11 protein-coding genes are annotated in these 15647 nt (G+C 58.4%); 6 read left to right on the forward strand and 5 right to left on the reverse strand.

What is annotated here, in order from left to right; genetic code table 11:
• Positions 1-198: 198 nt before the first annotated feature.
• On the forward strand, positions 199-3024 hold the full coding sequence (locus tag ACFPPD_RS03065; RefSeq protein ID WP_209743002.1) for a glycoside hydrolase family 3 C-terminal domain-containing protein: 2826 nt from the start codon (positions 199-201) through the stop codon (positions 3022-3024).
• A 106-nt stretch (positions 3025-3130) separates the two neighbouring features.
• Here the strand turns inward: ACFPPD_RS03065 and ACFPPD_RS03070 are convergent, their stop codons facing one another.
• Positions 3131-3397 (reverse strand): hypothetical protein, encoded by a 267-nt coding sequence (locus ACFPPD_RS03070; RefSeq protein ID WP_209743004.1) that lies wholly within the window; start codon positions 3395-3397, stop codon positions 3131-3133.
• A gap of 167 nt (positions 3398-3564) precedes the next feature.
• Between ACFPPD_RS03070 and ACFPPD_RS03075 the strand changes: the two genes are divergently transcribed.
• Positions 3565-3915 (forward strand): helix-turn-helix domain-containing protein, encoded by a 351-nt coding sequence (locus tag ACFPPD_RS03075; RefSeq protein WP_209743006.1) that lies wholly within the window; start codon positions 3565-3567, stop codon positions 3913-3915.
• Between the two features lie 21 nt (positions 3916-3936).
• Here the strand turns inward: ACFPPD_RS03075 and ACFPPD_RS03080 are convergent, their stop codons facing one another.
• Positions 3937-6009 carry a sensor histidine kinase gene (locus ACFPPD_RS03080; RefSeq protein ID WP_209743008.1) on the reverse strand — a complete coding sequence of 691 codons (2073 nt, stop codon included), beginning with the start codon at positions 6007-6009 and terminating at the stop codon, positions 3937-3939.
• 189 nt (positions 6010-6198) lie between these two features.
• Between ACFPPD_RS03080 and ACFPPD_RS03085 the strand changes: the two genes are divergently transcribed.
• The 3 genes from ACFPPD_RS03085 to ACFPPD_RS03095 are packed head-to-tail and all read left to right on the forward strand — an operon-like array spanning position 6199 to position 9144.
• Positions 6199-6945: a response regulator transcription factor gene (locus ACFPPD_RS03085; protein ID WP_209743010.1), complete on the forward strand. Its 747-nt coding sequence runs from the start codon at positions 6199-6201 to the stop codon at positions 6943-6945.
• Positions 6946-6980: 35 nt separating this feature from the next.
• Positions 6981-7850 carry a class I SAM-dependent methyltransferase gene (locus ACFPPD_RS03090; RefSeq protein WP_209743012.1) on the forward strand — a complete coding sequence of 290 codons (870 nt, stop codon included), beginning with the start codon at positions 6981-6983 and terminating at the stop codon, positions 7848-7850.
• Positions 7851-7878: 28 nt separating this feature from the next.
• Positions 7879-9144, forward strand: coding sequence for a CapA family protein (locus ACFPPD_RS03095; RefSeq protein WP_209743014.1), 1266 nt, complete (start codon positions 7879-7881; stop codon positions 9142-9144).
• A gap of 441 nt (positions 9145-9585) precedes the next feature.
• Here ACFPPD_RS03095 and ACFPPD_RS03100 read toward each other — a convergent pair whose 3' ends face one another.
• Entirely contained in the window at positions 9586-10101 is a 516-nt protein-coding gene (locus ACFPPD_RS03100) for a MarR family winged helix-turn-helix transcriptional regulator (RefSeq protein ID WP_209743016.1), read from the reverse strand.
• A 197-nt stretch (positions 10102-10298) separates the two neighbouring features.
• Here ACFPPD_RS03100 and ACFPPD_RS03105 point away from each other — a divergent pair, with 197 nt between their 5' ends.
• Positions 10299-10475, forward strand: coding sequence for a hypothetical protein (locus ACFPPD_RS03105; RefSeq protein ID WP_209743018.1), 177 nt, complete (start codon positions 10299-10301; stop codon positions 10473-10475).
• A 600-nt stretch (positions 10476-11075) separates the two neighbouring features.
• On the opposite strand, the gene gyrA is transcribed toward ACFPPD_RS03105, so the two are convergent.
• Together gyrA and parE are read right to left on the reverse strand one after the other, a co-directional pair.
• Positions 11076-13559: a DNA gyrase subunit A gene (gene gyrA / locus ACFPPD_RS03110; protein WP_209743020.1), complete on the reverse strand. Its 2484-nt coding sequence runs from the start codon at positions 13557-13559 to the stop codon at positions 11076-11078.
• A gap of 63 nt (positions 13560-13622) precedes the next feature.
• Positions 13623-15596 (reverse strand): DNA topoisomerase IV subunit B, encoded by a 1974-nt coding sequence (gene parE / locus ACFPPD_RS03115; protein WP_209743022.1) that lies wholly within the window; start codon positions 15594-15596, stop codon positions 13623-13625.
• Positions 15597-15647 lie beyond the last annotated feature (51 nt).

Below are 15647 nucleotides of genomic sequence, written 5' to 3' on the forward strand. Positions count from 1 at the left end.
TCGATCCATCCCTAACATTAATCCTTACGGGCGCCCTTGTAAATGCCCCTTCCGATGCCGCCACATCTAATTGTGAACGTATTTTCACTTCAATAAGCCGGGTATTTCTCGCCGCGGCACCGTGATAAAATCGATTAATCTACGGGTCGGCTTGACGTTCGGCCGCCGAATCCAACACCGGGAGATGATCCTCAGACCATGACATACGAATTCCTATTCCAGAATCCGGCTCTGCCCCTCGCGGAACGCGTCGGCGATCTGGTTTCCAGGTTAACGCTGGACGAGAAAATCAACTTGATGTGCCAATACCAGGACGAAGTGCCCCGACTGGGCATTAAAGCGTACAAGCACGGTACCGAGGCGGCGCACGGCGTCGCCTGGCTCGGCGAGGCGACCGCTTACCCGCAGCCGATCGGCCTCGCCTGCACGTGGGACGCCGGGTTGCTCGAAAGAATCGGCGACGCCATCGGCGAAGAAGCCAGGGCCTTCTATAAGCGCAATCCCGCGATCAACGGCTTGACGCTATGGGCGCCGACCGTCGACATGGAGCGCGATCCGCGTTGGGGAAGGACCGAGGAAGCTTACGGCGAAGATCCGCATTTGGCGGGCAAGCTCGCCGCCGCTCTCGTTCGCGGCTTGCAAGGAGATCACCCGTTCTACTTGAAGGCCGTCGCCTCCTTGAAACACTTCATTGGAAACAACAATGAAATCGATCGCGGCGAATGCTCCGTCAGCATCGATCCGCGCAACATGCGGGAATATTACTTGAAGGCGTTCGAGATTCCGTTCAAGGAAGGCAAAGCCCAGTCGATGATGACGGCCTACAATTCCGTCAACGGCGTTCCCGCCAATCTCAACACCGACGTAAACGACATCGTGAAGAAGGAATGGGGCATGGACGGCTTCGTCGTCAGCGACGCGGGCGACGTGCTCGGAACCGTTAACGACCACAAGTACGTCGATACGTACAAGGAAGCGGTCGCCGGAACGATTAAAGCGGGCATCGACAGCATTACCGACGATCACGACGTGTCCAAGCAAGCGATTCGCGACGCCCTCGCCGAAGGTTTGCTCGGCGAAACCGATCTCGACGTCGCGCTGACGAACGCGTTCCGCGTCCGGTTCCGTCTCGGCGAGTTCGATCCGGATTCGCTTAATCCGTACTCGTCGATCGACGAATCGGCAATCCTTAAGCCCGAACATATCAAGCTTGCTGGCGAGGCCGCCCGCAAAAGCGTCGTCCTGCTCAAGAACGACGGAGCGCTGCCGCTTCGCGCGGATAAGCTGAAGAGCGTCGCGGTCATCGGGCCTCTCGGCGGTAAAGTGTACCGGGATTGGTATAGCGGAACGTTGCCGTACGCCGTCACGCCCCTCGAAGGCATCTCGAAATTGCTGGCGAAGCATGGCGCAGTGGTACGATTCGCCAGCGGCAACGACCACGTGAAATTCAAGCAGGCGAGTACCGGCCGATACGTTGGCTTGTCCTCGGCGGAACGCTCCCCCCTCTTCGCCGACCGAACCGACGCTTCCCAAGCGGAGACGTTCGTCGCTTCGGATTGGGGATGGGACAGCCATACCTTCGTGTCCGCAACGAATAGGCTTTATTTGACGACCGACGACGAGCGCGTGACCGCTTCTTCCGAGCACATCTGGGAATGGTTCACGAAAGAAGTATTCCATGTCCGCTACGGCGCGGACGGACGCTCCGCCCGCTTGTCGACCTGGAACGACCGCCCGGTAACCGTCGATTCGGCGTCCGGCGAATGGCGCGCGATGGATGGCTCTGCCGCCGACGCGGACGCGTTCGACGTTGAGAAAGTCGTCGACGGTCTCGCGGAAGCGGTCGAAGCGGCGCGGAATTCCGAAGTCGCCATCGTCTTCGTGGGCAATCACCCGCTCATTAACGGCAAGGAAACGATCGACCGTCCCGACCTGACGCTCGCCGCTTCGCAGGAGCGTCTGCTTCGCGCGGTACGGGAGGCGAATCCGAACACGATCGCCGTCATCGTCGGCAGTTATCCGTTCGCGGTCAATTGGGCGAACGAGAACGTTCCGGCCATTCTGTACAGCTCCCATGCCGGCCACGAGCTCGGTTCGGCGCTGGCGGACGTCCTGTTCGGCCGGTATAATCCCGCCGGCCGCGTCAACATGACTTGGTACAAGTCCGTCGACCAACTCGGCGCGTTCATGGATTACGACATTATCAAGAGCGGGCGCACGTACCAGTATTTCTCCGGCGAGCCGCTGTATCCGTTCGGCCATGGCCTGTCCTATTCCTCGTTCGCTTACGGCGATCTGAAGGTCGACGCGCATCGGATCTCGGACGGTGATACCGTTCGCGTAAGCTTCCGCGTCCGGAATACGAGCGACGTCGCGGGCGAGGAAGTGGCGCAACTGTATACGCGCGTCGAACGCTCCCGCGTCAAGAGACCGCTGCGCCAATTGCAGGCGTTCCGGCGTCTCCGGTTGGAGCCCGGCCAATCGGCAGAAGTCGTCTTCGAACTGCACGCCTCCGATCTTCGGTTCTGGGACGTCACGCGCGAGCGCTTCTGCCTCGAGAACGGCGAATGCTCGATACTCGTCGGCTCTTCCTCCTCCGACATCCGCTTGACGGGCTCGCTCGCGGTAGCTGGAGAAACGGTACCGCCACGGGATCCTAGCGCGCTCACGCGGGCTGTGAACTTCGACGACTACGACGGCATCGTCATCGGCGATTACGCCGAAGGCGGAGGCTGCGCGCAGCCGGTCTCCCCCGTCGCTTGGCTCCGTTACGGGGACTTCGCTTTCGAGAGCGGCGAATACGCCGTCGAATTGATCGTCTCCGGCAATGAAGAAGGCGCCGTCGACATCCGCTTCGGCGGGCAGAACGGCCGCCTTGCGGCTAGCCTTAGCTTGAACGGCGAATCCGGAACTTGGAGCTCCCGTTCCGGCAACTTGACGATCGGCGATGCCGACCGCGACGTGACGCTCGTCCTCCGCGGCGACGTCCGGCTCGGTTCGTTCCGGTTCGTCCGCCGTCCGTAAGCCGTCAGCGAACCTCCTATCACGCAGAAAGGCCGTGCATGCAGATCCGATTCGATCTGCCTGCGCGGCCTTTGCTTATGTATGGCTTATCGGGAAACCATTTCTGTTAGGCCATTCCCGCTTTCGCGGCGATGACGAATTGCTCGAAAAACGCGTCGTCCTCTTCCAGGCGTTCGTCTACCGTTTGGATCTCTTCCTCGCTTCCGGATTGGGCTCCGAAATTGATCGCGTAGCTCCAATTGTTTCTACCGTTATTGCTTTGGATCGTGACCTCGTACGGCTGTTTATGCCCCTCTACCTCGAACAGGACGATGCCGACGTAGCCCGACTCTTCGTCATGGGTCATATTCGCGCGAGTAATATTGACTTTCATTCGATCACCTCCTCAGAAAAAGATACATTATGTAACTACTATTTGCAACATTTTGTTTATCATTGCCTTCTTTTGCGCTAAAACGCTTCCTTAACCACTTGACACGATACATTATGTATCATAAATTTAATATAAATATTCTAACTAGTGTCAAGGAGTTATTCACTATGAGCATGGGTGAACGGTTGCGCGAACTTCGCCTTCGGCGAAAAATCTCGCAGGAAGAAGTCGCCAAGCATATCGGTATTACGCGCTCGGCTTATAGCCATTATGAAATCAACAACCGACAACCCGTATATGAGACGCTGATCAAGCTCGCCGCGTTTTTCGACGTGTCGCTCGACTACATTATCGGCGGCGCCAATTCGAAGCCGAAGCCGGAGAGCGGCGTATCCGCGGAGTCGCGGGAAATCCTTTCTCTCATTCAGCACATGAGCCAAGATCAAAGGAAGAAATCGTTGCACCTCATTAACGACCTCATACGCCAGGAACAGCATCGTGCCGATTCAGGCGGTTAGCGTAGCCTCGTCGCCCGCCGATCAAGCGGAAAGCGGAACGACGATCCGGAACTCGCTGCCGCCCGCCGGCAGGTTGCATGCCGAAATGCTGCCGCCGTGGAGCTCGACGATTTCCTTCGCGATCGACAAGCCGAGTCCGCTTCCTCCGGAGGAAGAGTGGCGCGACTTGTCTTTCTTGTAGAATCGGTCGAAGATGAAAGGCAGATCTTCGGGGTCGATGCCGGCGCCGTTGTCGGATACGGCCACTTCCATCTCGGAACGGTCCGCGAACGCCTGCATGGCGATTCGGATTTCCCCTCCCGGAGGCGTATGGCGGATCGCGTTGTACAAAATGTTCGCGAAAACGCGGTCCATTCGGCGAATATCCACGAGCACTTTCGCGCCCGGCCTGCCTTCCTCGTCGAGAGAGCTCGCGAGGCCGATTCCTTTTTCCTGCATCTCCAATCCGTACTGCTCCGTTAATCGTTGTATCCATCCGGACAACGGAATATGCTCGAGAGTCAGCTCCACCTTGCGGGCTTCGAGCACCGACAAGTCGAACAAGTCCTGGATGAGCGCATTCAGCCCTTCCACCTTCGCGAGCATCGAACGGATCGTATGGTCCCTCTTCACCGGATCGGAAATGACGTTGTCCTTGAGCGCCTCGAGATAACCTCGAAGCAACGTGATCGGCGTGCGCAGATCGTGGGAAATGTTGCTGACGAGCTGCGTCCGGGACTGCTCCATCCGTTCCAGCTCTCTCTTCGCTTCCTCCAATGTCACGTAGGAGCGTTGAAGCTCCGCCGTTCTCCCTTCGATTTTCTCCTCCAGCGAGTTGTTCCATTCCTTCAGTTCCGCGGACATTCGTTCCGCCCGTTCGTAAGTCGAAGACGATCTTTTGGAAATGATGAACGAATTCAGGATGATCAGGAACAGCAAGCCGAACGGCAGCAGATCGACGGATCGCCACCAACCGTTGTAGAACAGCATGTCGTTCACGATCGTCAGCACGAGGCCCGCTACGCCGACCAGCGTCAACCAGGCTCCTTCCCTGCGCCTTTTCGCGGAGAAGACGAGTGCGACCAGCACGATGCTGCTGAAGAGCAGAATGTACAATTGATAAGCGATCAACCACGAAGTGAACGACAAAGGTTCGGCGACGAACAGAAGCGCAATGAGCGCGGACGCGAGGCCCGTCGACAGCTTGTGCCAATATCTCTTGATTTCGTCCGGATACACGGTCTGGAAGAAGCCGAAGCCCGACCAACCCGCCATGACGAACGACACGTATTCGATCCGCATCGCGCCCGCCCAATCGAGCGGTTCGATCCATTGAACGAGATACCCTTCCCCGATGACGCCCATCCTCACGCTGACGAACAAGCATAACAGGGCGAACATCAGATTCGCCATTTCCTTGCGCCGCATGACGAACAAGCCGAAATGGTAAAAGCCGATCATGAGCAAGCAGCCGAGCACGATCAGTTCCTGGGCCGTTTGCCCCGTTCTCAGCTTCTCGATATGCGCGTAGTCGCCCAGAACGAGCTCCGTCCGGATGCCGCCGCGCCGGTGGTCGTAATTGGCGACGCTAAGCGTCAGCTCCGTCGTCTCGCCTCCGGCGTCGAAGAAGACGGTCGCGGGCTGTTGGTACGGCACGCTCATCTTCTTCGACGCGCCCGTCACTCCCCGCGTCGCGGCGACTTTGCCGTCGATCCTGAGCTCGTACGCGGTCGAGACGTTAGGCACGCGAAGCGCGAGCAGTCCGTCTTGGGGAGCATGCTTAATCGTAAGCCGGTAAGTGCCGAGTCCTTGGTCGTCGAGCCGAACGCCGCTCCCCGTAACGGCCGCTCCCCACGTTCCGGGAACATGGATCGTCGTCTCGGCCGCTGCCTTCGTTCCGGCTTTATCCGCCTTCCCGGACAGCCACTCGAATCGCCATTCCCCGTCCAATGGAACGATTCCGTCCTTCTCCCACGACCAATCCGTCAAGTCGATGACGCCTGCCGAAGCCTCCGGAATGGCTTTGTCCGGTCCCGGCGCGACCGCGCAGCCGCCTATAATGGCGATCAGCAGCATCGCGAATGCCGCCACGCCCATCAAGGATCGTATTCGCATGCGAAAGCTCCGTCCCCCGCGGAAAGCCGCGTCACTAGGGCCCACAGGTGCCCCTCCCCGTCCGTCTGTTCCATCGCCGATCCGTTGCGCCGGCGATAGTATTCGAACGTCATTGTAACGGCGCATTGCTTACACGTCAACGCTTTCGTTATAATAAGGCATCGACAACTTCCGAGTGGGAGGATTAAAATGAAAAGTCCCGAAGCTTCCATTCTCGTCGTCGACGACGAACGCGAGATTACCGAGCTGATATCCCTTTACTTAGAAAAGGAAGGATTCGCCGTCTATACTTCCGACAACGGCGCCGAGGCGTTGCGGATCGCCGATACGCTTATTCCCGATCTGATCGTCCTCGACGTATCCATAGGCAAAATGGACGGCATCGAGCTTTGCCGCACGCTCAGGCAAGGCGCGTGCGCCGACGTGCCGATCGTCTTCCTTAGTTGCAAATCGGAAGACCGCGACATTATCCGCGGCTTGTCCGAAGGCGGCGACGATTACATAACGAAGCCTTTCAGCCCGAGCCAGCTCGTCGCAAGAATCCAAGCGCATCTGCGCAGAAGAAGAACGCGCGAGCGTTCGGCCGAAGATTCCGCGGGCTCTCTGCAATTTCCCGGGCTCGAGATCGATCTTCGAAGGCTCGAAGTCAGGCTGGACAGTGGCGTCGTTCCGCTGTCCGCGAAGGAGTTCGAACTGCTGAGCGTGCTCGCGCGCCAGCCTTATCGCGTGTTTCCGCTGGAGGAACTGTACCGCAGGGTCTGGCATTCCGAAAGCATGGGAGACACCCGCACTCTCATGGTGCATATCAGCAACCTGCGCAAGAAACTGGAAGCGGATCCCGCGCATCCCCAATGGGTGCAGACGGTCCGAGGCTTCGGATACCGGTTCAGCCCGAACAACGGCTGCGAGGAAGCTTCCCCGCCCGCCTCGGGCTGAACGAACGACAACAGACAAAGGAAGAATAGACGACTATGCAGATGGCAACGGATTGGCAAGACTACGAATTGATCGACACGGGCAACGGCGAGAAACTGGAACGCTGGGGCGACGTGATTTTGCGCAGGCCCGATCCCCAGATCATTTGGCCGCTCCGCAACGAGAACGCCGAATGGAAACAAGCCGACGGCCATTATTACAGAAGCGCCAGCGGCGGCGGACAATGGACTTACAAGCGCGCTCTTCCGGAGCGTTGGAACATCTCATACGGTCCGCTGAAGTTCCATATCAAGCCGACCAGCTTTAAGCATACGGGACTGTTCCCCGAACAAGCGGTGAACTGGAGCTGGATGATGAAAAAGATCCGCGAGGCGAACCGCCCGATTCGCGTATTGAATCTGTTCGCTTACACGGGCGGCGCCACCGTCGCCGCGGCGTCGGCAGGAGCGGACGTCTGCCACGTCGATGCCGCGAAAGGCATGGTTCAATGGGCGAAGGAGAACGCGGAGCTGTCCGGACTCGGTTCCGCGCCGATCCGCTACATTACCGACGACGTGTTCAAGTTCGTCCAGCGCGAAGAACGCAGAGGCCGCCAATACGAAGCGATCATCATGGATCCTCCTTCTTACGGCCGCGGCCCTAACGGCGAGATGTGGAAGCTCGAAGAGAATTTGTTTCCGTTCCTCGAGTCGTGCATGTCGATCTTGTCGGACAAGCCTCTCTTCGTTCTCGTCAACTCTTATACGACCGGCTTGTCGCCGACCGTGCTTAGCAACCTGCTCAACCTGTCGTTCCGCAGGAAGTTCGGCGGCACCCTCGATTGCGGCGAGATCGGATTGCCGATCGCGAGAAGCGGCATGACGCTGCCTTGCGGCATCTACGGCCGTTGGGAAAGCGGCAAGTAAACCGATTCGTTCCGAGGAGAGGAATGTATTGATCAGAAGTTCGGTACTGGCTATCGCGATCGGGCTGTCGGCGTTCACGCTGACGGCCTGTTCAGGCGCGGGCGTTAACTCGCCCGCATCCCCTTCCCAGTCCGCGACGAGTTCCGCGGGCGGACTGGGCGGGCAGGGCACGCCCTCCGCTCCGGCGGACAGCGGAGAGTCGGCTTCGCCGACTCCGGAAGGCCCGGCCGTCACGGAAGCCCGGCTCGTCGCGGTCGGCGACATTATGACCCACTCGCCGCAATTGCCCGGCTATTACGATGCGGCGACCGGCAAATACGATTTCTCCTCCTGGTTCGCGCAGGTCAAGCCGATCTTCGCGGAAGGAGACTGGGTCGTCGCCAATCTCGAGACGCCGATCGCCGGCAAAGATCTGAAGTATACCGGCTACCCTCGGTTCAACGCTCCTTACGAGCTCGCCGTAGCGCTGAAGGGCGCCGGCGTGCAATTGGTGTCGACCGCCAACAACCATGCGATGGACCGCGGATTTCCGGGCGTGGAGCGCACGCTCGCGAACGTCCGCAAAGCGGGCCTCGTTCCGTTCGGCACGTCCGCGACCGAAGCGGAGAGCGGCCGGTTCGTCATCGAAGAGCGCAACGGCATCCGCATGGGCTTCGCCGCTTATACGTACAGCACGAACGGTATCCCCGTGCCTCAGAACAAATCGTTCGCCGTCAACTTAATAGAGCCTTCCCGCATCAAAGCGGATATCGCCAAACTGAAAGAAGCCGGCGCCGACGTCGTGACCGTGAGCCTTCATTTCGGCATCGAGTACCAACGGCTGCCGAACGAAGCGCAGACGACTCTCGTCCGGGATCTTGTCGAGGCGGGCGCCGACATCGTTCTCGGCTCGCATACGCACGTCGTCCAGCCATACGACGTCATCGACGTCCCCGCCGGGGAGAGCGCCGACGGAATGCCGCATCGCGGACTCGTCATCTATTCGATGGGCAACTTCATCTCCAACCAAACTGGCAACTGGAAAGACGTAGGCCTGATCTTCGGCGTCACCCTTGTCAAAACCCGTCAAGCGGACGGCACGTTCGCGACGGAATGGAAGAACGTCACGACGGAACCGACATGGGTGCACATCGTCCCCAAAAACAAAAAACGCTATTATACGGTCATCCCGATAGCCCGCGCTCTCGCAAACCGAGACGATCCGACGCTGACGAACGCCGACTACGCCAACATCAAGAAGATGCTGAACAAGATGAACGTCCACCTGCTCAAGCTTCGGCCGAAGGCGGGTTAAGAAAAACCGCGAACATGAAATAAGCCTTCGTCCCATTCGTGGGCCGAAGGCTTATTTCATTGAGAATTTGTCGCTTTGGGCTACTAAATCCGCTCGCTTAGAGCCGCATTTCAGGAATTAGTCGCTTTGGGCGACTAACTCCGCTCGCTTAGAGCCGCATTTCAGGAATTAGTCGCTTTGGGTGACTAACTCCGCTCGCTTAGAGCCGCTTTTCAGGAATTAGTCGCTTTGGGTGACTAACTCCGCTCGCTTAGAGCCGCATTTCAGGAATTAGTCGCTTTGGGCGACTAAATCCGCATGCTCAGAGCCACTTTTCAGGAATTAGGTCGCTTTGGGCGACTAATTCCGCAAGCAGAGTGCCGTTTATCAGGTTGTCATCCGTTCAAACCAAGCAATAACGCCCCAACGGACTCGCACCGTTGGAGAGTTCGTTATGAAACTTTAACTCGCGGAAGATTGAGTGCTTTGCTCTACCGGGTCTGACCCATCTTGCTCTCCGCCGGCCGCAGCCGCTTTCTTATCCGAAGCGGAGACGGCTGGCTGCTCTCTCGTGCCGGCGACTTTGCTGATCAAATACACCAGCAATTGCCGGTTATGGCTCGAGATTTGCTCCAGCGACATGTTCACGATGGCACTTCTAACCGATACGCCCCGTTCGACTTCCGAGCGTCCGAGTTGCGTCATGGTCACCCAGACGATACGGCGATCGCCTTCGTCGCGGTTTCTTTCCACCAAACCGGCTCTCTCCATACGGTCGAGAAGCGTCGTAATGGCCGCAGGCGTCGTTTCCAAATGCGGCAGCAAATCCGACGGTTTCATCGGCTCGTAAGCTTGCAACAACTCCAATACTTCCAGTTGACCCGCGGTTAATTGAGGAGCGAGCTCCGCTTCCATTCGCGCGTTCCAATCCTTCGTGAGCTTCGTCCAGCTTTTCACAAATTCCGCCGCATTATCCATGGGGACGCCCCTTTCCTCCCGAACATTGCCTTCTCTTTTATTATACTCAGGCCCTATGTCGAAAGATAGTTTAATGCGATTAAATATTTACGACATAAATCCGCACGATAACGAACGTGCCGACAATCCCCGACATATACTGGTCACGAAAGATGGGCGAACGCGGAGAATCGCGCGCGGCAAGGAGGGGTAAGTTCATGTCCCAAGCGGATCAAAAAATCAAAATGATCGGTCAGATGGCGCAAGAGGCCGGACTCATAGAAGACCCCCAGTGGCTGGACCGGCTAAACGAACCGGTGCCTCTGTGGGTCGTATTGGATATTTTGCTCAGATGGATCGACCGTGCGGAGACGAACGGCGGGCCTTACGATTAAAAGGAACGTCTCTATCCAAAAGCTGAAAGCGTGCTGAAAGCTGGTTTCGCTGGACTGCGCCGCATTAAGCACGCTGCCAGCGTGCTGCAAGCCGGTTTCGCCGGACTGAGACGCATTTAGCACGCTGGCGGCGTACTACAAGCCGGTTTCACCGGTCTGCGGCGCATTTAGCACGCTGGTAGCGTACTGCAAGCCGCTTTCACCGAACTGCGATGTATTTAGCACGCTGGTAGCGTACTGCAAGCCGCTTTCACCGAACTGCGATGTATTTAGCACGCTGGTAGCGTACTGCAAGCCGCTTTCACCGGACTGCGACGCATTTAGCACGCTGGCGGCGTACTATAAGCCGCTTTCGCCGGGCTACGGCGCATTTAGTACGCTGGTAGCGTACTGCAAACCGGTTTTGCCGGACTGCGGCGGACCGCGAAGGTAAATGGCTTCCTGAGCAACTGGGATATCGGCAAAAGGGGCCAAATGTGTTCCTGAGCAACGGGGATACCGGCGTATGGGACTTCTGAGCGAATGGGATAGCGGCACAAGAAAGCGCCCCCGGGCAGCCGAATCACGGCAACCGGGGGCGCTTATTCGCGCGTTATGGCGTTATTGTTGAGACAACGGCTTGCGGAACGCCTCCGACAGAAGGTCGCCTCGATCGACGGCCGCCATCAGTTTGCCTTGGGATTTGCGGTCGTCGACCGGCGCGTTCTCCGAGGAGAACTCCGATACCGCGCCGCCCGTCGTCAACGCCAGCAGCGAAGCGGCCTCCTTCACGTGGAACACGGCGATCAGCCGCGTTCCGTTCGGGCGTACCCGTTTGCCTTCCTTGAACTCGAACGTCTGGATGCCTTTGCCGCCGCGTCCTTGCTGCGGATAATCGAGCAACAGGGAACGTTTGGCGTAGCCGTAATCGGACAGGACGAGCACTTCCCCTTCGTCTCCCGCGACCGGCAGCGCTCCGGCGACCAAGTCGCCGTCCTTCAGCGTGATGCCTCTTACGCCGCCGGCTACGCGCCCTTGCAAGCTGACTTCGTTCAAGTTGAAGCGGATGCTCATGCCCTGCTCCGTAACGAGCAGTATGTCGTCCGGTTGCTCGCTACGGAAGACGCCGACGATCTCGTCGCCGTCCGCGACTTTGCACGCGGCGATCGCCATGCTTCTGCTCGTCGCGTAATCGACGAGAGGCGTGCGCTTCACTTGGCCGCGACGCGTCACGAACACGAGCGTCGGTCCTCCCGCTTCGCCGCCCTCGACTTCGGAGGCCGAAGCCGCGAAGTCCGCGTTCTTCGCCGGCACGACGCCGACGATGCGATCGTCCTTAGCGAGCGGAAGCACGTTCACGATCGCCGTTCCGGTGTCTTTCCACTTGAACTCCGGAATTTGGTGCACCGGAAGCAAGTAGTAATAGCCCTTCTGCGTGAAAAGCAGCAGCGGATCGAGCGTGTTCAGCCCGAGGCTCCAGCGAATGACGTCGCCTTCCTTCACGCCCGCGCTGCCGAGCTCGCCGCCCGAACGCGTGAACGATAGCAAGCTCGTCCGCTTGATGTAGCCCTCGCGGCTCAAAGTCACAAGAACTTCCTCGGCCGGCACGGTCACCTCGAGATTGACTTTGATCTCTTCCACTTCGCCCTGGATGACCGAGCGGCGGTCGATGCCGTATTTCTCGCGGATTTCCGTCAACTCTTCCTTGATGACGCCCATCAGCTTCTTCGGATTGTCGAGAATCGAACGGTACAGAGCGATTTTCTTAAGCGCTTCCGCATGCTCCTTCTCGAGCGACGTGATCTCGAGATTCGTGAGCCGGTACAATTGCAGCGTCAGGATCGCGTCCGCTTGACGCTCGGAGAAACCGAACTTCGCGACGAGATTGTTTTGCGCGTCGAGACGGTTTTTCGATGCTTTGATCGTCTCGATGACCGCGTCCAGCAAATTCAACGCCTTAACGAGCCCTTCGAGCACATGGGCGCGATCTTCGGCCTTCTCCAAGTCGTATTGCGTGCGATGCGTGACGACTTCCTTCTGGTGGTCGACGTACGCTTCGAGAATCGCCTTGATGCCGAGCTGCCGCGGCGCCTTGTTGACGATAGCGACCATGTTGAAGTTGTAGGCGGTCTGCAGGTCTGTCTTCTTCAGCAAGAAAGCCAAAATGCCTTCGGCGTCCGCGTCCTTCTTCAACTCGACGACGATGCGAAGTCCGTTCCGTCCGCTCTCGTCCCGTACTTCGGCGATGCCCTCGACCTTTTTCTCCATCCGGAGGTTATCGATCGCGTTCACGAGCTTGGACTTGACGATCTGGTAAGGAATTTCGGTAACGACGATTTGCTGCTTGCCGCCTTTCAGTTCCTCGATCGCGGTTTTGGAACGGATATAGATTTTGCCTTTGCCCGTCTCGTAAGCTTCTCGGATCCCGTCGCCGCCCATGATGGTGCCGCCCGTCGGGAAGTCGGGCCCGCGAACGATCTCCATCAGCTCCGGAACAGTAAGCTCCGGCTTGCTCATGAGCGCGACGCAGGCGTCGATGATCTCGCGCAGGTTATGCGTCGGAATTTCCGTCGCGAATCCGGCCGAGATGCCCGACACGCCGTTCACGAGCAAATTCGGGTACCTTGCCGGCAGCACGACGGGTTCCTTCGCCGTATTGTCGAAGTTATCTTTGAAAAGAACGGTTCGTTTCTCGATATCGCGCAACAGTTCCATCGCAATCGTCGACAAACGCGCTTCCGTGTAACGCATCGCCGCCGGAGGATCGTCGTCCATCGAACCCCAGTTGCCGTGGCCGTCGACGAGCATATGCGCCATTTTCCATGGCTGCGCCATGCGGACCATGCCTTCGTAGATCGACGAGTCGCCGTGAGGATGATAGTTGCCCATGACGTCGCCGACCGTCTTCGCGGACTTGCGGTACGGCTTATCCGGCGTGTTTCCGGAATCGTACATCGCGTACAGAATGCGCCGCTGCACCGGCTTTAATCCGTCGCGGACGTCGGGAATGGCGCGGTCTTGAATGATGTATTTGGAATAACGCCCGAAGCGGTCGCCGACGACCTCTTCCAGAAAAGCGGGTAGAAACTGCTCCAGTAGGCTCAAGCGCCTAGCCTCCTATCAACATGCGCCTAACCATCCGGTCGATTGCCCCGGACGGCGCCGCGCTTACTCTTCGATCTCCGTAAAATCGACGTTCTCGATGATCCAACGCTTGCGGGGGTCGATTTTGTCGCCCATGAGCGTCGACACGCGGCGCTCCGCTTTCGCGGCGTCCTCGATCTGCACTTGCAGGAACGTCCGGGTCTCGTAGTTCATCGTCGTTTCCCACAACTGGTCGGGATTCATCTCCCCGAGTCCTTTGTACCGCTGCAGCTCGGCATTTTTGCCGAATTCCTTCATGTAGCTCCCCAGTTGGTCGTCCGTCCACGCGTAACGCACCGTCTCCAGCTTACCCGACTTACGCGTCAGCTTGTAGAGCGGCGGTTGGGCGATGAACACTTTGCCCGCGTCGATAAGAGGCTTCATGTACCGGTAGAAGAACGTCAGCAGCAGCACTTGAATGTGCGCGCCGTCCGTGTCCGCATCGGTCATGATGACGATTTTGGAGTAATTGCACTCTTCGACGTCGAATTCCGAACCGATGCCGGCGCCGATCGCGTTCACGATCGCCTTGTACTCCTCGTTCTTGAGGATGTCGGCAAGCTTCGCTTTCTCCGGGTTCATCGGCTTGCCTTTGAGCGGGAGGATCGCTTGGTATTTGGAATCCCGTCCCTGCTTCGCCGAACCGCCGGCGGAGTCCCCTTCCACGATGAACAGCTCGTTGCGCGAGCTGTCCTTCGATTGCGCCGGCGTGAGCTTGCCGCCGAGGCTCGGGCTTTCGCTGCGTTTCTTGCCGCTGCGGATTTCCTCGCGCGCTTTGCGCGCCGCTTCGCGGGCTCTGGACGCTTGGATCGATTTCTTGATCAGCAGCTGGCCGACTTGCGGATTCTCCTCGAGGAACACGGTCATTTTGTCCGTTACGACCGCATCCACCGCGCTGCGCGCAGAAGCGCTCCCCAGCTGGTCCTTCGTCTGGCCGACGAATTCCACTTCCGACATTTTGATGTTGATGACCGCCATGAGTCCTTCTCGCAGATCGTTGCCCTCGAGGTTTTTGTCTTTCTCCTTGAGCTGGCCGGTTTTGCGGGCGTATTCGTTCATGACGCGCGTGTAAGCCGTCTTGAAGCCCGTCTCGTGCGTGCCGCCGCCGCGCGTCGGAATCGAGTTGACGAACGAAGCCAACGTCTCCGTGTAGCCGTCGTTGTACTGGAGCGCCACTTCGACCTCGATGTCGTCCTTCTCCGCCGTAAAATGGATCACGTCGTGAAGCACGGACTTTTCTTCGTTCAGGAACTGAACGAATTGGCTCGCGCCGCCTTCGTAGTGGAAGGTGTCGGTCTTGCCGTTCCGGTCGTCCTTCACGACCACTTTCAAGCCGGAGTTCAAGAACGCGATTTCTTGCAGCCGTTCGGATACCGTTTCGTAATTCATGCTGACGTGGCCATGGAACACTTTGGGATCCGGTTTAAACGTGATCTTCGAGCCCGTCCGGTTCGTGTTTCCGACGACGTCGAGCCCCATGACGGGTTCTCCGACGCGTTCGACGCCCGCTCCGTCGACCCAAGTCTCGAATCTCATCTTATGTATTTTGCCGTCGCGGTAGATTTCCACTTCCAGCCATTCGGACAAGGCGTTCGTCACCGAAGCGCCGACCCCGTGCAAACCGCCGGACTTCTTATACCCCCCGCCGCCGAACTTGCCGCCCGCGTGAAGAATCGTGAATACGACTTGGGGCGTCGGAATGCCGCTCTTGTGCATGCCCGTCGGAATGCCGCGTCCGTTATCGACGACCGTCACCGAATTATCCTTGTTGATGGTGACGTCGATGCGGGAGCAATATTTCGCCAAGTGCTCGTCGACCGCGTTGTCGACGATTTCCCAGAGCAGATGGTGCAAACCCGAGGCCGTCGTGCTGCCGATGTACATGCCCGGTCTTTTGCGCACGGCGGTCAAGCCTTCGAGTATTTGAATATCGTCCGCGCTGTATTCGCTGCCGGCCGTTGCCGCGCTTTCCGTGAACAGATCGATTTGCTCGGTCACCTGTGGACCTCCTTGCTCTTCTCTCGCGCCCATAGGAATCGAACGCACTTC

Origin of the sequence: Cohnella suwonensis (assembly GCF_042655365.1) — a bacterium.
Classification (GTDB): Bacteria; Bacillota; Bacilli; order Paenibacillales; family Paenibacillaceae; genus Cohnella; species Cohnella suwonensis.

Excerpts from the sequence above, each read along its gene's own strand:
- ACFPPD_RS03100 (WP_209743016.1), bottom strand. The coding sequence starts at position 10,101 with ATGGATAATGCGGCGGAATTTGTGAAAAGCTGGACGAAGCTCACGAAG.
- ACFPPD_RS03075 (WP_209743006.1), top strand. The coding sequence starts at position 3,565 with ATGAGCATGGGTGAACGGTTGCGCGAACTTCGCCTTCGGCGAAAAATC.
- ACFPPD_RS03080 (WP_209743008.1), bottom strand. The coding sequence starts at position 6,009 with ATGCGAATACGATCCTTGATGGGCGTGGCGGCATTCGCGATGCTGCTG.
- ACFPPD_RS03090 (WP_209743012.1), top strand. The coding sequence starts at position 6,981 with ATGCAGATGGCAACGGATTGGCAAGACTACGAATTGATCGACACGGGC.
- ACFPPD_RS03105 (WP_209743018.1), top strand. The coding sequence starts at position 10,299 with ATGTCCCAAGCGGATCAAAAAATCAAAATGATCGGTCAGATGGCGCAA.
- ACFPPD_RS03065 (WP_209743002.1), top strand. The coding sequence starts at position 199 with ATGACATACGAATTCCTATTCCAGAATCCGGCTCTGCCCCTCGCGGAA.
- ACFPPD_RS03070 (WP_209743004.1), bottom strand. The coding sequence starts at position 3,397 with ATGAAAGTCAATATTACTCGCGCGAATATGACCCATGACGAAGAGTCG.
- ACFPPD_RS03085 (WP_209743010.1), top strand. The coding sequence starts at position 6,199 with ATGAAAAGTCCCGAAGCTTCCATTCTCGTCGTCGACGACGAACGCGAG.